General features: G+C 66.0%; 19 protein-coding genes. 6 read left to right on the top strand and 13 right to left on the bottom strand.

The window, feature by feature from the left end; genetic code table 11:
* Positions 1-16: 16 nt before the first annotated feature.
* Positions 17-391, bottom strand: coding sequence for a VOC family protein (locus OHS03_RS12210; protein WP_328662841.1), 375 nt, complete (start codon positions 389-391; stop codon positions 17-19).
* Positions 392-455: 64 nt separating this feature from the next.
* Here OHS03_RS12210 and OHS03_RS12205 point away from each other — a divergent pair, with 64 nt between their 5' ends.
* On the top strand, positions 456-821 hold the full coding sequence (locus tag OHS03_RS12205; protein ID WP_328662840.1) for a winged helix-turn-helix transcriptional regulator: 366 nt from the start codon (positions 456-458) through the stop codon (positions 819-821).
* 23 nt (positions 822-844) lie between these two features.
* On the opposite strand, the gene OHS03_RS12200 is transcribed toward OHS03_RS12205, so the two are convergent.
* Positions 845-1,021 carry a VOC family protein gene (locus tag OHS03_RS12200; protein ID WP_328662839.1) on the bottom strand — a complete coding sequence of 59 codons (177 nt, stop codon included), beginning with the start codon at positions 1,019-1,021 and terminating at the stop codon, positions 845-847.
* A gap of 131 nt (positions 1,022-1,152) precedes the next feature.
* On the opposite strand from OHS03_RS12200, the gene OHS03_RS12195 reads away from it, so the two are divergent.
* Positions 1,153-1,527: a VOC family protein gene (locus tag OHS03_RS12195; RefSeq protein WP_328662838.1), complete on the top strand. Its 375-nt coding sequence runs from the start codon at positions 1,153-1,155 to the stop codon at positions 1,525-1,527.
* A 57-nt stretch (positions 1,528-1,584) separates the two neighbouring features.
* Here the strand turns inward: OHS03_RS12195 and katG are convergent, their stop codons facing one another.
* From katG to OHS03_RS12180, 3 genes are all read right to left on the bottom strand, one after another.
* Complete coding sequence (gene katG, locus OHS03_RS12190; RefSeq protein ID WP_328662837.1) at positions 1,585-3,816, bottom strand: catalase/peroxidase HPI; 2,232 nt, start codon at positions 3,814-3,816, stop codon at positions 1,585-1,587.
* A 57-nt stretch (positions 3,817-3,873) separates the two neighbouring features.
* On the bottom strand, positions 3,874-4,266 hold the full coding sequence (locus OHS03_RS12185; RefSeq protein ID WP_407942509.1) for a Fur family transcriptional regulator: 393 nt from the start codon (positions 4,264-4,266) through the stop codon (positions 3,874-3,876).
* 136 nt (positions 4,267-4,402) lie between these two features.
* On the bottom strand, positions 4,403-4,735 hold the full coding sequence (locus tag OHS03_RS12180; RefSeq protein WP_328662835.1) for a hypothetical protein: 333 nt from the start codon (positions 4,733-4,735) through the stop codon (positions 4,403-4,405).
* Positions 4,736-4,893: 158 nt separating this feature from the next.
* On the opposite strand from OHS03_RS12180, the gene OHS03_RS12175 reads away from it, so the two are divergent.
* Complete coding sequence (locus OHS03_RS12175; RefSeq protein WP_328662834.1) at positions 4,894-6,504, top strand: GMC family oxidoreductase; 1,611 nt, start codon at positions 4,894-4,896, stop codon at positions 6,502-6,504.
* Positions 6,505-6,507: 3 nt separating this feature from the next.
* On the opposite strand, the gene OHS03_RS12170 is transcribed toward OHS03_RS12175, so the two are convergent.
* The 6 genes from OHS03_RS12170 to OHS03_RS12145 all read right to left on the bottom strand — a co-directional run bounded on the left by OHS03_RS12170 (position 6,508) and on the right by OHS03_RS12145 (position 12,706).
* Complete coding sequence (locus OHS03_RS12170; protein ID WP_328662833.1) at positions 6,508-7,332, bottom strand: enoyl-CoA hydratase-related protein; 825 nt, start codon at positions 7,330-7,332, stop codon at positions 6,508-6,510.
* 14 nt (positions 7,333-7,346) lie between these two features.
* Positions 7,347-7,916, bottom strand: coding sequence for a QsdR family transcriptional regulator (locus tag OHS03_RS12165; RefSeq protein WP_063055662.1), 570 nt, complete (start codon positions 7,914-7,916; stop codon positions 7,347-7,349).
* A 2-nt stretch (positions 7,917-7,918) separates the two neighbouring features.
* Positions 7,919-9,067: an acyl-CoA dehydrogenase family protein gene (locus OHS03_RS12160; protein WP_328662832.1), complete on the bottom strand. Its 1,149-nt coding sequence runs from the start codon at positions 9,065-9,067 to the stop codon at positions 7,919-7,921.
* Complete coding sequence (locus tag OHS03_RS12155) at positions 9,067-10,296, bottom strand: acyl-CoA dehydrogenase family protein (RefSeq protein WP_194828433.1); 1,230 nt, start codon at positions 10,294-10,296, stop codon at positions 9,067-9,069. Before OHS03_RS12155 ends, OHS03_RS12160 begins: the two co-directional genes overlap by 1 nt.
* Before the next feature lie 124 nt (positions 10,297-10,420).
* Positions 10,421-11,830: a hydroxysqualene dehydroxylase HpnE gene (gene hpnE / locus OHS03_RS12150; RefSeq protein ID WP_328662831.1), complete on the bottom strand. Its 1,410-nt coding sequence runs from the start codon at positions 11,828-11,830 to the stop codon at positions 10,421-10,423.
* A 207-nt stretch (positions 11,831-12,037) separates the two neighbouring features.
* Positions 12,038-12,706 carry a TetR/AcrR family transcriptional regulator gene (locus tag OHS03_RS12145; protein WP_328664546.1) on the bottom strand — a complete coding sequence of 223 codons (669 nt, stop codon included), beginning with the start codon at positions 12,704-12,706 and terminating at the stop codon, positions 12,038-12,040.
* A gap of 78 nt (positions 12,707-12,784) precedes the next feature.
* Between OHS03_RS12145 and OHS03_RS12140 the strand changes: the two genes are divergently transcribed.
* Positions 12,785-13,999 carry an acetyl-CoA C-acetyltransferase gene (locus OHS03_RS12140; protein WP_328664187.1) on the top strand — a complete coding sequence of 405 codons (1,215 nt, stop codon included), beginning with the start codon at positions 12,785-12,787 and terminating at the stop codon, positions 13,997-13,999.
* A 35-nt stretch (positions 14,000-14,034) separates the two neighbouring features.
* A complete protein-coding gene (locus tag OHS03_RS12135) occupies positions 14,035-16,200 on the top strand; it encodes a 3-hydroxyacyl-CoA dehydrogenase NAD-binding domain-containing protein (RefSeq protein WP_328662830.1) in 2,166 nt (721 codons plus the stop codon).
* A gap of 67 nt (positions 16,201-16,267) precedes the next feature.
* Here OHS03_RS12135 and OHS03_RS12130 read toward each other — a convergent pair whose 3' ends face one another.
* Positions 16,268-17,416 carry an acyl-CoA dehydrogenase family protein gene (locus OHS03_RS12130; RefSeq protein WP_328662829.1) on the bottom strand — a complete coding sequence of 383 codons (1,149 nt, stop codon included), beginning with the start codon at positions 17,414-17,416 and terminating at the stop codon, positions 16,268-16,270.
* A 103-nt stretch (positions 17,417-17,519) separates the two neighbouring features.
* Positions 17,520-18,578, bottom strand: a complete 1,059-nt coding sequence (locus OHS03_RS12125) for an AraC family transcriptional regulator (RefSeq protein ID WP_328662828.1) — start codon at positions 18,576-18,578, stop codon at positions 17,520-17,522.
* A gap of 110 nt (positions 18,579-18,688) precedes the next feature.
* Here OHS03_RS12125 and OHS03_RS12120 point away from each other — a divergent pair, with 110 nt between their 5' ends.
* Positions 18,689-20,173, top strand: coding sequence for a flavin-containing monooxygenase (locus OHS03_RS12120; RefSeq protein WP_328662827.1), 1,485 nt, complete (start codon positions 18,689-18,691; stop codon positions 20,171-20,173).
* Positions 20,174-20,183: the final 10 nt, after the last annotated feature.

Here is a 20,183-nt window from a genome sequence, read left to right as displayed (position 1 = left end):
GGTGAACCCGCCGCTGTCAGCCGAGCACGTGCGATCGGATGTCGGCCGCCCACTCCACGTATTCGACGTGCGCACCATCGGGGTGGCGCGCGTACACCACCCGACCTGTCGCCGAGACCACCGGTCCGCGGGTGATCGCGCCGCCGATGTCGGTGACGAATCGCTGGGCCGCGTCGAGGTCGTCGACGATCACCGGTCCGACGGTGTCGCGGTACGCGCTGAGGGCGTCCTGCGGCCCGGCGATGACAAGGAAGTCCCCGACCGCCGCGATGTCGGCTTGCTCGAAGCGAAAGCGCAGATCCGCTGGGGCTCCGACGAGCTTTTCGTAGACGGGAAGGGCTCGATCGAGGTCGGTGACGAACAGACGGGCGTAGGTCTTGAGGATCTTCACCGGCACGACGGTACGGTCGATATTTGTCGAGGGTAAGTACGCACTTCGAGGTGAGAGGCTCCCCATGGCCGCCAGTGAATCCGTCGAGCAAGCGCAGGCGGCCGCGGTCGCGCGCCGGATCTTCGCGACGCTGTCGACGAAGTGGGCGTTGACGGTCATCGAAGCGATCGGAACACGCGAACGGCGCTTCGCCGAATTGCATCGGTCGGTCGACGGCATCAGCTACAAGATGCTCACCCAGACCCTGCGGGGGTTGGAGGCCGACGGAATCGTCACCCGTTACGACCACCACTCCGCCAACCCCCGTGTCGACTATTCGCTCACCGCGGCCGGAATCGACCTACTCGCGACCGTGCACGAACTATGTGGCTGGTCACGCACGCATCTGGAATCACTCCTCGCCGCGCATCCCACCGCCGACCCGCGCTGACCGATCGAGCGGCACAGCACGGCTCACGCCGGAATGTAGTCGGCCGCCGCGACGTCGAGAATCCAGGTGACACCGAAGCGGTCACTGAGCATCCCGAAAGCGGGCGCCCACTGCGCTGGGCCGAATGCCTCGATCACCGTCGTGCCCTCGGCGAGGCCTTCCCACAGTGCGCCGACCTCGTCGACGGTCTCGCCGCGCACGGACAGGAAGAACCGCTCCTCGGTGATGATCGTGCCGTTTTCACGGCGGGTGGTGGGCCTTCGAGTTGTGATATCGATGGTAGGTATCAGCGGCCCGGGTGCGGTGCCGGGGCCACGACTTCGGGGGAGTAATGACCGCGATAGCAAGACTGGGTGCGATTTCGCTCGACAGCGGGGATCCGCATGCTCTCGGACAGTTCTATCGAGCACTGCTGGATTGCGAGATCCGCTACGAATCAGACGATGTGGTGGTGCTGGGGAGCAAGGGGGTGATGCTGACCATCGAGCGCGTGGCGGATCATGTACCGCCGGATTGGCCCGGTAACGAGGTGCCCAAGCAGATGCATCTCGATCTGTTCGTCACCGAGCTCGACAGCGCCGAGGCGGCGGCGATCGAGTGTGGTGCGGTCAAAGCCGACTTTCAGCCATCACCCGATCGGTGGCGGGTGCTCATCGACCCTTCTGGTCATCCCTTCTGCCTTACCGTCCCGCCTGGTGGGGGATAGCTGAGGGAACAGCTCGAGCCCCGGCCGATCCGAGGATCGACCGGGGCTCGGGACAGGTCAGTGCAGGTCGAACCGGTCGTTGTCGGCCACCTTGACCCAGGCCTCGATGAAGTCGTTCACGAACCTCGCGCCCGCGTCCTTCTGCGCGTACACCTCGGCCACCGCGCGCAGCACCGAGTGCGAGCCGAAGACGAGATCGTTGGCCGTGGCCGTCCACCGCTTCTCGCCGGAACGCCGGTCGACGCCGTCGTAGACGTTCTCCGACGATTCCGACACCTGCCACTCCGTGCTCTGATCGAGCAGATTCACGAAGAAGTCGTTCGACAGCACGCCCGCCCGGTCGGTGAAAACGCCGTGTGCGCTGCCTCCGTAATTGGCGCCGAGCGCGCGCAGGCCGCCGATCAGCACGGTCAGCTGCGGCGCGGTCAGGTCCAGCATGTACGCGCGGTCGAGCAGCAGCCGCTCGAGCGGAGCCTTCTCGCCGGGGCGTACGTAGTTGCGGAACCCGTCGGCCCGAGGTTCGAGTACATCGAAGGTGTCGACATCGGTGTTCTCCTGGGTGGCATCGGTACGCCCGGGGGAGAACGGCACGGTGACCTGGTGACCGGCGTCGCCTGCGGCCTTCTCGATCGCCGCCGAACCGGCCAGGATGATCAGGTCGGCCAGCGACACCTTCTTGCCGCCGGTGGCCGAGGCGTTGAAATTCTGTTGGATCTGCTCGAGGACCGGCAGCACCTTCGCCAGCTCGGCGGGTTCGTTGACGTCCCAGTTGCGCTGGGGCTCGAGCCGGATCCGGGCGCCGTTCGCGCCGCCGCGCTTATCGGTGCTGCGGAAGCTGGCCGCCGACGCCCATGCCGTCTTGACCAGTTGCGCGATCGACAGACCGGACTCGAGGACAGTGCTCTTCAGCGCGGCGATGTCCTGCTCGTCGATCAGTGCGTGGTCGACGGCGGGAACCGGGTCCTGCCACAGCTGCGCCTCGGGCACCCAGGGGCCGAGATAGCGACTGAGTGGACCCATATCGCGGTGCAGCAGTTTGTACCAGGCCTTCGCGAACGCCTCGGACAGCTCTTCCGGGTGCTCGAGCCAGCGGCGGGTGATCTCGGCGTAGATCGGGTCCTCGCGCAGGGCCAGGTCGGTGGTCAGCATCGTCGGGGTTCGGGCGGGACCACCGAATGGATCAGGGATGAGGCCTTCGCCCGCACCGTCTTTCGGCTTCCACTGCCAGGCGTCGGCGGGGCTCTTGGTGAGCTCCCAGTCGAAACCGTAGAGGTTCTGCAGGAAGCCGTTGCTCCACGAGGTCGGGGTGGCGGTCCACACGACTTCCAAGCCGCTGGTGATCGCGTCCTTGCCCTTGCCGGTGCCGTAGCCGCTCTTCCAGCCCAGGCCCTGCTGCTGCAGCGGGGCGGCTTCGGGCTCGGGGCCGACGAGGCTGGCGTCGCCCGCGCCGTGGGTCTTGCCGAAGCTGTGACCGCCGACGATCAGGGCGGCGGTCTCCTCGTCGTTCATCGCCATGCGAGCGAAGGTTTCGCGGATGTCGTGGGCCGCGGCCACCGGATCGGGCCTGCCGTTCGGCCCTTCCGGGTTCACGTAGATCAGACCCATCTGGACCGCGCCCAGCGGCCCCGACAGCTCGCGCTCGCCGCTGTAGCGTTCGTCGCCGAGCCAGGTGTCCTCCGGCCCCCAGAACATTTCCTCCGGCTCCCAGATATCGGGTCGGCCGAAGCCGAAACCGAAGGTCTGGAACCCCATCGACTCGAGGGCGACGTTGCCGGTGAACACGAGCAGGTCGGCCCAGGAGATCTTGTTGCCGTACTTCTGTTTGACCGGCCACAGGAGGCGACGAGCCTTGTCGAGATTGGCGTTGTCGGGCCAGCTGTTGAGCGGGGCGAAACGTTGCGCGCCTTGACCGCCGCCGCCACGACCGTCGGCGATCCGGTAGGTGCCCGCCGCGTGCCAGCTCATCCGGATGAACAGGCCACCATAGTTGCCGTAATCGGCGGGCCACCAGTCCTGCGAATCGGTCAATACCGCGGCGATATCGGCTTTGAGGGCATCGACGTCGAGCCCGGCGAATTCTGATGCGTAGTCGAAGTTTTCGCCCAGCGGGTTGGACTTGGACGAGTGCGCGTGCAGGACCGAGACGTCGATCTGTTCCGGCCACCAGTCCTTGTTGGTCCGAGGGCGCTGGTCGGGCTTCGCAGTGGGCGAGGGGATCGCCGGGTTCTCGCTCTCACTGGTGCTGTGCGTGTCGTTGTCAGGAGCAGGCGGGCGGCTATCGGAGGTCACGATATTCCTTCCTGGACGGGCTAACAGGCTGCGAGTGGCGTCATTGTCGGTGGGCGATCAGTTCGCGCAATCAGGGCTCAGGCCCCAGTAGATGACTTCGGCTTCGTCGATCGCGAAGCCTAGGTCGTCGGAAGCGGTCAGACAGGGTGCTTCGCCGCCTTGACAGTCGACATCGCCGATCAACCCGCACACCCGGCAGATGAGGTGATGGTGGTTGTCGCCGACCCGGGTCTCGTAACGGGCCAGCAGGCCGCGAGGCTGGATGCAGCGGAGCAGGCCCGCGGCGGTGAGAGTGCGCAACGAATCGTAGACGGCCTGGTGCGACACCACCGACAGGCGGGACCGCACGGCACGGATGATCGAATCGGTGTCGGCATGCGGATGTTCATGAACCACGCTCAGCACGGCGACCCTCGGTGCCGTCACGCGCACCGAAACTCCCCGCAGCATGTTCTGGAACTCCACGTCCGTGGGCACGCTCGCAGTTTTCCTCGTTTTCCGACTTCAGACAACTATCGGACCGGGCCGCGTTGCATTCGCGGTCCGATGGATCGGCCGAATACGGGTATAGGAACCACCCGACTGATCAATGCCCCCGAGGATCTGTCAGCGCCAGACCTTCCTTGGCCTTGATCCGCCGATGCTCGAGCAACAGCCACGCGACGCCGCCTCCAGCCAAGATCACCGCGGCGATGCCCGCGATCGTGGCCCAGCCGGCGAAGCCGTATCCAGTCGCGGTCAGACACAGACCAAGCGCGATGATTCCCATCGCGCACAGGATGATGCCGGGGAAGTTGTAGCCGTCCTCGAGGCCCTCGCCTGCGTGACTACGGGTTGTGCGAGCGTCGTCGGGAAACTCCCCACCGGACACTGCGGAGCGCTCTTCTACGGGGCCATGGTGCTGATTCGAAGACGTCATCACTGTTCCCTCCAGCTGGTCGGCTTTGGGTCGGCAGTACCCGATGCGCCGAGGCTCAATCCGCGGCCCGGTGGACCACGGATTGCACAGTTCGGTGTGACGTAGCGCACGCTACTATTCGGGTGTTGTGATGGGTCGACTCCCGAATGGAGAACACCATGGCCGAGACCGATTACATCGTTGTCGGCGCGGGCAGCGCGGGGTGTGTGGTCGCGCGCAGGCTCGCCGAAAGCGGCGCGTCCGTGGTGCTGCTCGAAGCCGGTGGGGCGGACAACAAGGGCTGGGCGAAGATGTTGTTCCAGATCCCGGGGGCGATCAATGTCATGCACTCGACGCCGCAGCTGAAGAAACTGTTCGATTGGGGCGACAAGTCGACGCCGCAGCGCAACGCGCTCAACCGCGAGATCCCGATGACGCGCGGTCGGGTGCTCGGCGGATCGAGCTCGGTCAACGGGATGCTCTTCGTGCGGGGCAACAGGAAGAACTTCGACGACTGGGCCGGCGAAGGCTGTCACGGATGGTCCTACGAGGACGTCCTGCCGTACTTCAAGCGGATGGAGGACTGGGAGGACGGCGCGAGCGAATGGCGTGGGTCCGGCGGTCCGATCAAGGTCACTCGCCAGCACACCCTCACCGACGCGGCGCACGCGTTCATGGACGCCACCTCGACGCGCCTGGGTGTGCCGAAGCTCGACGACTACAACGGGGAGAGTCAGGAAGGCGTCGCGGTTTTTCAACAGAGCGCCTCGAAAGGTCGGCGGTACTCCACCGCCGAGGGCTACCTCCATCAGGATCCGCTGCCCAATCTCACCGTGCTCACGAAGGCGAGGGTGACCGAGGTAGTCATCGAAGGCTCCCGCGCGACGGGCGTGGAAATCCTGGTCGACGGCGGCAAGCGGGTGATCCGAGCATCACGCGAGGTCGTCCTGTCGGCTGGCACGTACGGGTCGCCTCAGCTGTTGCAACTGTCCGGGATCGGCCCGGCCGCGCACCTGGCAGCGCACGGCATCGCCGTCAACGCGGATCTGCCGGTCGGCGACAATCTGCACGATCACCTCTTCGTCCCCCTCTCGTTCACGATGAAATCAGCGTTGCGCAGGCCGACGGCGCCGTACTTCCTGCGTGGACTGGCGACCGAACGCGTGCGTCCGGGGTCGTCGTGGGCGGCTGGTTCCTCCTTCGAGTCCGTCGCCTTCGTGCGCACCTCGCACGCGCGCGAGATTCCCGACCTGCAACTACTCAGCCTCTTCTGGGTGTATCCGTCACCGAATCAGGACTCCGACAAGCGCGTAGTCCCGGCCACCAAACGGCCGGGGCAAAGCGTTTTCCCCGCGCTCATCTACCCCGAGAGCCGGGGGACCGTGCGGTTGGCATCGGCAGATCCCACGGCCGCGCCGCTGATCGATCCGGCCTACCTGACGGCGCCGAAGGACACCGAGGTACTGCTCGAAGGCATCGCCATGGTTCGCGAGATCATGGCGGGAACCGGCGACAACGAGGGCGAACTCGTTCCGGGTGCGCAATTCACCGGTGACGCGGAGATGCGCGAAGAACTGCCGAATCGCATCCACACCGTCTATCACCCGGTCGGGTCGGTTCGAATGGGTATCGACGAGCGGGCGGTCGTGGATCCGCAACTCAGAGTGCGCGGAATCGACGGACTGCGCGTCGCCGACGCGTCGATCATGCCGAGCGTGACAGGTGGCAACACCAACGCGCCCACGATCATGATCGGCGAGAAATGCGCGGACCTGATCCTGAACGGCTGAGCGTCAGGACAGCCAGTCGTCGAGGTGGGGGAGTTCGGTGGCTACCTTGCCGGTGAAGTGGGGTGGGCGCTTCTGGAGGAAGGACATGATGCCTTCGCGCAGGTCGGCGCTGGAGAAGGCGTACGAGATGAGGCGGGCGTCGAGGGTGAAGACGTCGTCGGGGGTCTTGTCGCCGGACATGGCGACCAGGCCGCGGCGGATGGCGGCGACGGAGACGGGGGCCACCTGGGCGGTCAGTTCGGCGGCGAGCGCCCGGGCGGCGGGCAGGAGGTCTTCGGTGGCGTGCAGGCTGGTGACCAGGCCCGCGGCGAGGGCTTCGTCGGCGCCGAAAACGCGACCGGTGATCATCCACTCCTTGGCTTTGGCCAGGCTGACGATGCGGGGCAGGAACCAGAGCGAACCACCCTCGGGGAACAGGCCACGGCGGGCGAACACGAATCCGAAGCGGGAATCGGTTGCCGCAAGGCGGAAGTCGGCGGCGAGGGTCATGGACAGGCCGACGCCGATGGCGGCGCCCTGCATGGCGACGATGACGGGTTTGTTCAGGTCGGTCATCGGGCGCACGACCCGGGTCGACCATTCGACCCATTCGGGGTCGGTGACGTCCTCATCGGATCCACCCGCTGTCAGATCCATGCCGACGCAGAAGTCTCGCCCCGCGGCGGCGAAGATCACCGCACGAACATCGTCGTCGCGGTCGGCTTCGGTGAAGGCAGCGCCGAGTTCGTCGGCCATCTCGGTGGTGAAACCGTTGCGTGCCTCGGGACGATTCAGCGTGATGGTGGCGACGGCCGTATCCACGCTGTAATCGATGGTCTTGTAAGTCAATTCGACTCCTTGGTTCAGCGTCTGCCGGATGCGGCGGAAACGAGTAACTCGACCATGGCGGCGGCCTTGCCGGACTGTGGCGGGTCACCGGTGATGATGTCGCTCCAGACGAAAGCTTCGCCGACGCGCACGATCGCATAGGCGAGATCGCGAACTTCGATGCGTGGATCGAGATCGGGCAGGTCGGTCAGTCGCGACGCGGCCCAGTCGATCATTCGGCCCTGGACGACGGTGTAGCCCGAAGTCAGCACGCGCAAGCCGTATTCCGGGTCGTCGGCGACGAATCGGGTCAGCGGTTCGAAGGAGCGAACGGTATCCGCGAGTGTGCCGAAGTTGCGCACGAAGCGTCCGGCGGGATCATCGGACACGCCTGCGTCGCGCGCCTCGACGCGACCGATCGCCTCCGCGATGATCCGCCAGACCACTTCACCGATCACGACTTCTCGACTACCCCACCAGCGATACAGCGTGGCGCGGCCGATCCCCGATTCGCGGGCCAGCTGTTGCATATCGATGCGGCGGCCCTCGAGAAACCACCGGTGCGCGAGGTCGATGATGTCCTCGCGCACCGTGCCGCTGGTCACGACTACGGCCTCGTCAACTCGGCGTAGCGGGCGAGGTGGTGGTCGGTGGATCCGAATTCGTGCTCGATCGCGGTCAGTCGCTTGAAATAGTGACCGATAGCGAGTTCTTCGGTCATGCCCATCGCACCGTGCAGCTGGACGGAGTTCTGGCCGATGAATCGAGCGGCACGACTGACGGTGACCTTGGCCGCCGATGCCGCCCGCGCCCGGTCCGCCGGTGCCGCGTTCAACGAGTGGATCGCTAAATATGCTGCGGCAATAGCCTGTTCGAGCTCCATGTACATATCGACCATGCGGTGTTGCAGAACTTGGAAGCTGCCGATCGGCTGACCGAATTGCTGACGTTGCTTGGCGTATTCGACGGTATCGGCCAGCACCTTCCGCATGCAGCCCACCGCTTCCGCGGCGATCGCCGCGATCGCCTCATCGGCGGTGGCCGCGATCGAGGACCATGCGTCGCCTTCGGTGCCGAGCAGCGCGGCGTCGGGCAAGCGGAATTCGGTGAAGGTGATATCGGAAGCGACCCGATCGTCGATCGTCCGGTAGGAGTGGATCTCCACCCCGGCCGGCGGATTCGCCGCATCGAATTCGGTGAGGAACAACGAGATACCGGATTCGTCGCGCCGAGCACCGGCGGTGCGTGCGCTGATGATCAGATGGGTCGCCAACGGCGCACTGGTCACGACGGTCTTGCTGCCGTCGAGCACCCACGAATCACCGTCGCGGCGCGCGGTCGTCGACAGATCGCGCATCGCGTGACCCGACGTCGGCTCGAGTGCGGCGAACGCGGTGCGCGCCGTCCCGTCCACGATCTGGCGCAGCAGCGCATCGGCAGCCGCGCCGCCGGAGCGTTTCAGCAGACCCGCCCCGACGACGACCGTGTCGACATACGGTTCGACGACGAGCGCGCGTCCGAGTTCCTCGGCGATGACCATCATCTCGATCGGTCCACCGCCCATACCGTCGACATCCTCGGGCAGGGTCGCACCGAGAATGCCCAGCTCCTCGGCGAAACCGCGCCACACAGCGGGCTGCCATCCCGCGTCGGACTTGACCGCGCTGCGACTCTTCTCCAGGTCGTAGCGGGCACCGAGGAATCGGGCCACCGAATCGCGCAGGAGTTCCTGCTCTTTGGTGAAGGTGAAGTCCATCAGAGCCCCAATGCTGCCTTGGCGAGGATATTTCGCTGAATTTCGTTGCTGCCCGCGTAGATCGAGCCTGCCCGGTCGTTGAAGTAGCGCAGCGGTGCGACGGCCTGCCATTCTTCGCCGCTGCGGTAGCCGTCGGCCGGTGGCTGGAATTCGGCGATCGGACCGCCGGGTTTCGTCGCGTGCGGTTGGTACACCCGACCGCGCGGACCTGCTGCCTCTAGCGCCAATTCGGTGATCTTCTGGCTCAGTTCGGTGGCCAGGATCTTGAGCATCGACGAGGCGGGGCCGGGGTTCTTGCCCTGCGCCATCACCGACAGCGTTCGGTACTCGAGGATCTCGAGTACTTCGGTGCGAATCCGCGCCTCGGCCAACTTCGCCGCGAAGGTGGCGTCATCGATGAGCGGATTGCCGTCCGGACCGGTCTGCCCGGCTGCCGCGGTAGCGACTTCCTGGGCCATGACCTGCAACATGGGCGACAGCGCCCCACCACGTTCGTGGACGAGCAGATATTTCGCCACGGTCCAGCCGTCGTCGATCTGGCCGAGCACATTGCTTTTCGGCACTCGGACGCTGTCGAAGAAGACTTGATTCTGGACCTGCTCGCCGGAGGTCATGACCAGCGGGCGGATTTCGATGCCCGGTGAGGTCATGTCGATGAGCAGGAAGGTGATGCCCTGCTGCTTCTTTCCCTCGCGTGACGTGCGGACCAGACAGAAGATCCAATTCGCCTCGGTGGCGTGGGTGGTCCAGATCTTGCTTCCGGTGCACACGAAATCGTCACCGTCGTCGACGGCGGCCATCGTCAGTGATGCCAGATCCGAGCCGGATTCCGGCTCCGAGTACCCCTGGCAGAAGAACACCTCGCCGGTGAGGATCCGTGGCAGGTAGTACGCCTTCTGCTCGGTGGTTCCGAAGGCGACGATCGCGGGCGCGACCATCCTGATGCCCATCGGCGACAGCGCGGGCGCACCGGCCTGCATCAACTCCCGGCCGAAGATGTAGTGCTGGGTGAGGCTCCAGTCGCAGCCACCGTATTCACCCGGCCACGCTGGTGCCGCCCAGCCTCGCTCGTGGAGAATGTGCTGCCACTTCATGCTGGCTTCGTGATCCGGATAGACGCTTGTCGCCAAGTGTCCGGCGCGGCGTAGTTCGGGTGTCAGCTTCTCGTCGAGAAAGGCCCGAACCTCGTCTCGAAAGGCCATATCGGCCGCTGACCAGTCGTAATCCATCAACCCTCCCGGAGGGATGTGCGCCATTGCGTCCGTGCAGACCTGCGGCTGTGTGAGACACAATGTACTTCTGTCTCAGCGCGGAATCAACTGCCGATGAAGCGTTATTGCCCAGAATGGTGATTCACTTAGCTCCGGCGACGCCGCTGCGGGTGCCGAGGTATTCGCCCACGGCGTCGACGGCGCGGACCGCGCTCTCGACGGCGGCTTCCATCGTCGAGGGCATCCCGGTCTCGGTCCAGTCGCCCGCCAGGAACAGGCCGTCGATCGGCGTGCGCTGCGGCAGGCGCAACTCGTCGAAACCGGGCTGCGCCGAGAAGGTCGCCTGCGGCTGGTGGATGACATGGGTGCGCAGCACCTCGGCCTCGGCGACCTCGGGGTAGTGCTTGGTCAACGATTCCAGTGCCGCCGCGGTGAATTCGGCGTTGGGCAGATGGACGACATCCCACGAGGCGCTCACCGCCAGCGAATAGCAGTGCCCCGCCTCGGTCTCGACGCCGTGCATGCCCGTGGTGTCGAAGACCCACTCGATGGTGGTGTCGCGCAGATTCTCCGCGAGCCTGCGCATCTTCAGTGGGCGATCCAGCCAGACGTAGACGCTCGAGATCGGGGCGGGCTCGATCTTGCGCACGGGGGTGAAATGGTCGTACTGCCCGAGCCGTCCGCGATCGAGGAGTGTTGTCAGCGACCACGGCGGCAGCGTGAGGACCGCCGCGTCGACCTCGATGACGCGCCCGTCGGAGAGTTGTACGCCGGTGAGCCCGTCGTCGGTGATCTCGATATCGGCGACACCGGCACCGACGACGATCTCGCCACCGTGCGCCCGCAGATAGCGCTCGGCGGGCGCGACGAACAATTCGTGCAGGCTCACCCGCGGCCAGACCGCGTCGCCTGCCCTGGTGTTGCCCGACAGCGCGCGTGTGCCGATCCAGTGCAGGGTTTGGACGAACATGGAGGCCGACACCCGCTCGGTCTTCTCGTTGAGCAGCCCGATGACGAACTGGTCGAGCACCAACGCGCGCAACGATGCCGGCGCGTCGATCTGGGTGAACCAGCGATCGACGGTCAGATCGTCGAGTTCCGGTGCCGGGCGCAGCGCGGCGCGGGCGATCCGCGCCCAGGTGCGTAGGGCGGCGGGGCGCTCGCGCAGTGGGATCGGCGGCCACACCATCCAGGACAGTCCGACGGCGCGACGCAGCGTGCCGGGCAACCAGGTGGGCGCGCGCAGGGTCAGCAGCCGGTCGGGTCCGGTCCTGATCGCGAAAGGTGGTGCGTCCCAGCGGAGTTGATCTCGCGTGCCGATGGTGTCGACGTAGCGCAGCAGCGCGTCGTAGCAACCAGCGAACAGGTGCTGGCCGTTGTCGACTCTGCCTTCGATACCGGGCACCTCGAACGAGATCGTGCGACCGCCGAGCCGTCCCCGCTTCTCGACGAGGGTGACCCGATGGCCTGCCTCCGCGAGCCAGACCGCGGTGGCCAATCCGGCCAGGCCCGCGCCCGCGACCAGGATGTGCGGGGATTCTTGCTGCCCCATCGGTACCTCCGGACAATCGATGAATGCGAGAATGAATGAGAGAATATTCTCGTCATACTCGCACAGCGTCGACGTGTTCGTACAGAGCCGAACCCGCTCGTGCGGAACGGAATTCGCCTTATGATGAGTCGCGATTGAGGGGGAGGTGCTCTCGGGCGAACGAGGGCACCTCGTGCGTGGTTCGAGGGGACTGATCCGCCCGGTTGATCAGGGTCGGGTTACGCGCTTGCGCCGCAGAAGACTGTCGGGGCCCAGGATCTGTTCGACGACGACGAGGAAGATCTCGGTCGACTCGTCCACGAGTTCGTCTCTGGTCAAGTCGAGTGTTCCGTTGAGCCAGCCGTAGACGGTCTCGTAGAGCCCGCCGACGAGGTGCATCGCGGCGAGCTCGCCGTATGCCCCTGCGGTCGCGGCGTTCTCGGGAGCTAGTCGCTTGTTCACCGTTGCCAACACCAGGACGGCGAAGCTGCGGATCGTCGCGGTGCGGCGCTCGTTGAGGACGGGATTGAGCTGGGCCTCGGTGAAGGCGATGCGGATCAGCCGCGGATCGTCGGCGACCGCTTGCAGACCCGCGGCGATGGCCGCGTGCACCTTGTCGCGCAGGGGATCGGGGGCCGCGCGCACCCGGCCGGCGATCAGGTCGGTCAGCTCACCGATGGCCTGGTCGTAGACCTCGGCGACGACGGCGTCCAGGTTGGTGAAACTCTCGTAGAAGTATCGCTCGGTCAGTCCGGCCTGGCGGCAGAGACCGCCGACGGTGAGTCGAGCGGAGCCCTGGGTGCCGACGATCTCCCGGGCGGCCTCCAGGAACGTGGTCCGACGCTGGGCGCGCCGCTGTTCGGCAGGCACACCCGCATACGCACGATCCTTCACCATGCGCCGAGTCTGCCACAAAGCCTTGTCAGATTTCCAAATCTGCGGCATTCTATTGTCAGATTTCAGCGAGGAGAGAGAATCATGACCGAGGCATTCATCTACGAGGCGATTCGCACCCCGCGCGGGCGCGGCAAGAAGACCGGCGCCCTGCACGGCGTCAAGCCGCTCGATCTGGTGGTCGGACTCATCGACGAACTGAAGACCCGCCACCCCGGACTCGACCCCGCGGCGATCGATGACATCGTGCTCGGCGTGGTGTCACCGGTCGGCGATCAGGGCGCCGATATCGCCAAGACCGCCGCATTGGCGGCCGGCCTGCCCGACACCGTCGCCGGTGTGCAGCTCAACCGGTTCTGCGGTTCGGGCCTCGAGGCGGTCAACACCGCCGCCCAGAAGGTTCGCTCGGGCTGGGAGCAGCTCGTCATCGCCGGCGGCGTGGAGTCGATGTCGCGGATTCCGCTGGGCTCCGACGGCGGCGCGTGGGCGATGGACCCGGTCACCAACTACAGCACCTACTTCGTGCCCCAAGGCGTCAGCGCCGACCTGATCGCTACGATCGAGGGCTTCAGCCGCGAGGACGTCGACGCCTTCGCGGTGCGGTCGCAGCGCAAGGCCGCCGCGGCCTGGTCGGGCGGGTACTTCGCCAAATCCATTGTCCCGGTGCGCGATATCAACGGCGCGGTGCTGCTCGACCACGACGAGTTCATGCGTCCCGACACCACGGTGGACAGCCTGGCCGGGCTGCCCCCGTCATTCGCGGTGATGGGGGAGATGGGCGGATTCGACGCCGTCGCCTTGCAGCGGTACCACCACGTCGAGAAGATCGACCACGTCCACCACGCCGGTAACTCCTCCGGCATCGTCGACGGTTCGGCGCTGGTCCTGATCGGCAGTGAATCCGCCGGTGTCGCCGCGGGTCTCACGCCGCGCGCCCGGGTGGTCGCGGCCGCGGTGAGTGGCGCCGATTCGACGATCATGCTGACCGGGCCGGTCCCGGCGACCGAGAAGGTCTTGGCGCTGGCGGGGCTCACGGTCGATGACATCGACCTGTTCGAGCTCAACGAGGCCTTCGCGTCGGTGGTGCTCAACTTCCAGAAGAAGCTGAACATCCCCGACGAGAAGCTCAACGTCAACGGCGGCGCCATCGCCATGGGCCACCCGCTGGGCGCGACCGGCGCCATGATCACCGGAACCATGGTCGACGAGCTCGAGCGTCGGGGGGCGCGTCGCGCGCTGATCACGCTGTGCATCGGCGGCGGCATGGGCATCGCCACCATCATCGAGCGCGTCTGAGCGTCGGATCCGATACCGAAGGAAAACGAAAAGCAATGACTGACAACATGATTGCCTGGGATCTCGGCGCCGACCGGGTGCTCGTGCTCACCATGGACGACCCGAACCAGTCCACCAACACGATGACCGAGGCGTTCGCCCGCGACCTCACCGCGACCGTCGACCGGCTCGAGGCCGAGAAGGACAGCTTCGACGGCGTCATCCTCACCTCGGGCAAGGACACCTTCTTCGCCGGTGGTGACCTGAACCTGCTGATGAACGCGACACCGGAGACCGCACCGCAGATCGCGCTCGGCCTCGACACCTACAAGGCCGCGTTCCGTCGGCTCGAGACGCTGGGCAAGCCGGTGGTCGCCGCGATCAACGGCACCGCGCTCGGCGGCGGCTTCGAGGTCGCGCTCGCCACCCACCACCGGATCGCGCTCGACGCCAAGGGCAGCCTGCTCGGCTTGCCGGAGGTCACCTTCGGGCTGCTGCCCGGCGCTGGTGGCGTCACCAGGACGGTGCGGCTGCTCGGCATCACCAACGCGGTGCTCAATGTCGTCGGGCAGGGCCAGCGGATGAAGCCCGCCAAGGCGTTGCAGGTCGGGATCATCCACGAGGTCGCCGCCACCAGCGACGAGATGTTCGCGCAGGCCCGTGCCTGGATCGCGGCCAACCCCGAGGCCGCGCAGCCCTGGGATGTGAAGGGCTACAAGATCCCCGGCGGCATCCCGTCGAGCCCGGCGGTCGCGGCGAACCTGCCCGCGTTCCCGGCCAACGTGCGCAAGCAGCTCAAAGGTTCGCCGATGCCCGCACCGATCGCGGTGCTCGCCACCGCGGTGGAGGGCGCGCAGGTCGACATCGACACCGCGTTCGCGATCGAGACCCGCTACTGCGCCAATCTGATCTGTGGTCAGGTCTCGACGAACATGATCAAGTCCCTGTTCTTCGATCTGGGAACGATCAACAAGGGCGGCAGCCGCCCTGAAGGCTTTCCCGTGCGTACGCCGGAGAAGGTCCTCGTGCTCGGCGCGGGCATGATGGGCGCGGGCATCGCTTATGTGCAGGCCCGCGCCGGCATGCAGGTCGTGCTCAAGGACGTCACCATCGAGGCGGCCGAGCGCGGAAAGGCCTACTCGCGCAAGCTGCTCGACAAGGCGCTGCGCAAGGGTGCTGTCACGCAGGACAAATACGACGAGATCCTCGGTCGCATCCACCCGTCCGCGGACCCGGCCGACGCTGCGGGCTGCGACTTCGTGGTCGAGGCGGTGTTCGAGGATCCGAGCCTGAAGAAGAAGGTGTTCGGCGAGATCGAACACCTGGTGAACTCCGATGCCCTGCTCGGGTCCAACACCTCGACCCTGCCGATCACCGACCTGTCCACCGGCGTGAAGCGGCCCAAGGACTTCATCGGTCTGCACTTCTTCTCCCCGGTGGACAAGATGCCCCTGGTCGAGATCGTCGTCGGCGACGAAACCAGCGACGAAGCCATCGCCCGCGCCATCGACTACACCCTGGCGATCAAGAAGACGCCGATCGTGGTCAACGACAGCCGCGGCTTCTTCACCAGCCGGGTCATCGGCCAGTTCATGGACGAGGCCATCGCGCTGGTCGCCGAGGGCGTGCACCCGGCCTCGGTCGAGCAGGCGGCCACGCAGGCCGGCTACCCGGTGGGTGCGTTGGCGCTGGCCGACGAGATCAATATGAAGCTGGCGCAGAAGATCCGGCGCAGCCTGAAGGAGAACCTGCTCGCCGAAGGCAAGGAGTGGGTCGACTCGAAGGCCTACCCGCTTGTCGACGCGATGGTCGACGACTTCGAGCGACCGGGCCGACTCGAGGGCCGCGGCTTCTACGAATACGACGCCGACGGCAAGAAGCTCGGCCTGTGGCCGGGACTGGTCGAGAAGTACACCCGTGACGATCACGGCATCGCGTTCATCGACATGCAGGAACGGATGCTGTTCGCCGAATCCCTCGATACCGTGCGGTGTTTCGACGAGGGCGTGCTGCGCACCGTGCCCGACGCCAACATCGGGTCGATCTTCGGCATCGGGTTCCCGGCCTGGACCGGCGGCGTGATCCAGTACATCAACCAGTACGCGGGCGGCCTGGCCGGATTCGTCGCGCGGGCCGACGAGCTGCGGGCCGCCTACGGCGAGCGGTTCGAGGTCCCGGAGTCGTTGCGGGTCAAGGCCGCTGCCGGGGAAACGCTCGACTGACCTATACGACGAACAGAACCCCCGTCGCCCGGTTTTCCCGGGCGGCGGGAGTTCTGTGTCGGAGCGGCTACAGGGAACGGGCGATCAGTTCCTTCATGATCTCGTTCGTTCCCGCGAGAATGCGAAGCACCCGCGCGCTGGTGAAAATCTCCGAGATCGGGTATTCGGTCATGAATCCGTACCCGCCGAACAACTGCAGGCACCGGTCGGCCACCACGCTCAACTGATCGGTGAGCCAGTACTTCGCCATCGACGCCGTTGCCACGTCGAGTTCGCCCGCCAGGTGTCGGGTGAGGCAGTCGTCGAGGAAGACGCGACTGATTCGGGCTATGGTGGCGCACTCGGCGAGCTCGAACTTGGTGTTCTGGAAGCCGAGCAGCGGCTTTCCGAAAGCCTGCCGATCCTTGGTGTACGCGATGGTCATCGCCACCGCGGCCTCCATCGACGCCACGGCCATCACCGCGCAGACGAGTCGCTCCTGCTGGAGCAGCGTCATCATCTGATAGAAGCCTTGCCCCTCGGCCTCGCCGAGCAGGTTGCCGACCGGCACCCGCAGGCCGTCGAAGAACAGTTCAGCGGTGTCCTGGCCGGTGCCGCCGATCTTGGACAGGGTGCGTCCGCGGGTGAAGCCGGGGGTGTCGTCACCGACCTCCGCGAAGATGAGCGAGACTCCGGCGGCGCCTTTGTCGGGGTCGGTCTTCGCGGCGATGATCACCCCATCGCAGAGCGCGCCGTTACTGATGAACATCTTCGAACCGGTGATGACGTACTCGTCGCCGTCGCGCACCGCCCTGGTCTGGATGTTCTGCAGGTCCGAGCCCGTGCCCGGTTCGGTCATCGCGATCGAGAGCAGGCACTCGCCGCTGGTCACCTGGGGCAGAATGCGCCGCTTGAGCTCCTCGGGGGCGAACTCGACGAGATAGGGCGCGATGATCCCGGAGTGGATCGAGATGCCCATGGACGTATCGCCTGCCCGGGATTGGGCCTCGATGATCGCCGCCTCGTGGGCAAACGTGCCGCCGCCGCCGCCGTACTCTTCCGGCACGGACGGGGCGAGCAAACCGAGCTTGCCTGCCTTCCGGTACAGGTCACGGTCGGGGTGGCCCTGCTGTTTGTACCGCTCGGCGCCAGGAAGCACCTCCTTCTCGAAGAACTTCGTCGCGAGTTCGCGAACAGCCACGATCTCATCGTCTACCCAGCCCGCGTGTGCGGTCATCAGTGCCTCCCAGGACGCCATCTGCCTCAATCTGCGAAAACAGATTGTCAGATATATTGGCAGAACGTCAATAGTGCGTCGTGCGCGGCCTGGGTCGGCGTGATCAGCGGCGACCTCGGGTGCGCCGGTAGGCGGCCGGTGTGGTGGCCGTCCAGCGTTTGAAGGCGCGGATGAAGGGGCCTGCCTCGGTGTAGCCGAGCCGCGCGGAGATCTCCTCGACCGAGAGCGCGGTAGCGGCCAACATGTCCTCGGCCAGACCGCGCCGTGCCTCGTCGAGCAAGACGCGGTAGCTGGTCCCGTCCGCGGCGAGATATCGTCGTAGCGTGCGGCTGGTGATGCCGAGGTCGTGAGCGACCGCGTCCAGCGACGGCGGTCTCGCGATCCCCGCGCTACCGCTGCCTGCCAGGAGGTGGTCGCGAACGTTGGCCGCTATCCCGGTGCGGGTGGTCCGGCGGTCGATCAGCTCACGGCATTGCGCCAGGCACAGTGCCAATGTGGCCTGATTCGCCTGCGGCAGTGGCTGGTTCAGGGTTTCGGCGGAGATCGACATGCTGGTTTCGGCCTGCGCGTATCGGGGCTGTACGCCCAAGATTGCCGCGATGTGGTCCCCATAGTCGGGTTCGGGGAACGCGAACCGCGCATGGTGGATGTCGACCGGTCGCCCGAGGAGGTCGCCGAGCACTCGATGCATCGCGAAGGTGTCGCGCTCGACGAGAAATTGCCGTACGTCATCGGGTATCCGATCGTGTCGGATCCGGGCGATCATCTGCTGGTCGTTGACTTCCACGACCGGCGTGCAGAACGCGAAGCTCAACTGAAAGTAGCTCAGCGCCAAGGAGATCGCCTCGCCGAGGGTGGGACTGGTGATCCAGGCGTAGCCGTAGATGCCGAAGGCGCTGATGCGATAACTCCGACCCACCTCGATGCCGAGCGCGGGCCTGGTTCCGAGTTCGCGCAGCAGATTGCGAACCACCAGCAGTTCCGTACGGGCATCGATCTGGCGGTCGGCGGAGTCGAGGTCGGCGACGGACAGACCGGTGCCGCCGAGGATGGACGTGGCATCGGCGCCGTGCTCGACCGCGAACCGATACATCACGGCGACACTGGCGACACCCCGTGGGAAGTCCCACGTGTCCACTTCTGGCTCCTGCCGCGCGCGCATGCCCTCATTATGGCCTGAAATGTCAATTTTCTGTCCGCGCGCGTCCTCGTCACCGCGTCGACGGCGACCTACCGTTGACCCGAGATATCCATGACTCGAGGAGCTTCGCTATGCGCATTCGGACAACGCCGTCCGCTGTCATCATCGGCACCGGGTTCGGTGGTCTCGGCATGGCGATGGAACTGCTGCGCCATGGTTTCGATGACCTCGTCATCCTGGAGCGGGCCTCGGACGTGGGTGGCGTGTGGCGGGAGAACACCTACCCGGGCGCCGGTTGCGATATTCCGTCCCCGCTCTACTCGTACTCCTACGTGCCGAAATCCGATTGGCCCAAGCGATTTTCGGGACAGTCCGATATTTACGCCTATCTGCGTGAGGTGGCGCGCGACAACGGGCTGCTCGAGCGGATCCGGTTCGAGTCCGAGGTGACCGACGCCGAGTTCGACGATGCGAGCGGGACATGGACGGTGCGCACCGCCGACGGCTACGAGGTGACCACCGACGTGCTGATTTCCGCGGTCGGCCAGCTGTCGCGGCCCGCGCTGCCCACCATCGCGGGCATCGGCTCGTTCGACGGACCCGCGTTCCACTCCGCGGAGTGGGACCACAGCATCGACCTGACGGGCAAGCGGGTAGCCGTTGTCGGTACCGGCGCCAGCGCGATCCAGTTCGTGCCCGCCATCCAGCCGCAGGTGGCGGCGCTGACGCTGTTCCAGCGCTCGGCGGCGTGGGTGCTGCCCAAGCCCGATGTCGAGTACAAGCCCTGGCATCACCGGATGTTCGCGGCGGTGCCGCCGGTCCGGCTGGCCGAGCGGTTCGCGGTCTGGGCGCTGTGTGAGTTCCTGTCGCTCGGCATCGCCGATGTCCCCGCGATCAGGGGCTTGGTCGCCAAGATCGCGGTGAATCATCTGCGCAAGCAGGTCACCGACCCGGAGTTGCGCGCGAAACTGACGCCCGACTACGCACCCGGCTGCAAGCGCGGGCTGTTCTCCAACAACTACTATCCGGCGCTGACCCAGCCGAACGTGCGGGTGGAGACGACCGAGATCGCCGAAATCGTGCCGACCGGGGTGAGAACCGCCGACGGTGTGCTGCACGAGGTCGACGTGATCATCTACGGAACCGGGTTCAAGGGCACCGAATTCCTGTGGCCGATGACGATCCACGGCGCGAACGGGCGCAAGCTGGAGGACGAATGGCAGGGCGGTGCCCGCGCCTATCACGGCATGTCGGTGCCGGGATTTCCGAATATGTTCATGGTGTACGGGCCCAATACGAATCTGGGCGTCGGCTCGATCGTCTACATGATCGAATCGCAGGCTCGCTACATCCGCCAGGGGATGCAGGAACTGTCCCGCAATCCGGCGCACACGCTCGATGTCCGGCGTGCGGTGGCCGAGGAATACGACGTGAAGCTGCAAGCCCGGCTCGACCGTACGCCGTGGGGTCTGTGCTCGAGCTGGTACCGCAACGCCGCGGGCCGGATCACCAACAACTGGCCGGGCGCGGTCGTGAGTTATCGACTGCAGACCCGAACACTGCGCCCCGAGCACTATCACCTGCGCCCCGGCACGACAACGACCGCGGGCCAGTGAAATTCGCCGA

The organism is Nocardia salmonicida (genome assembly GCF_036142455.1).
GTDB classification, from domain to species: Bacteria; Actinomycetota; Actinomycetes; order Mycobacteriales; family Mycobacteriaceae; genus Nocardia; species Nocardia salmonicida.
This window is presented reverse-complemented; position numbering and strand designations above follow the sequence as displayed.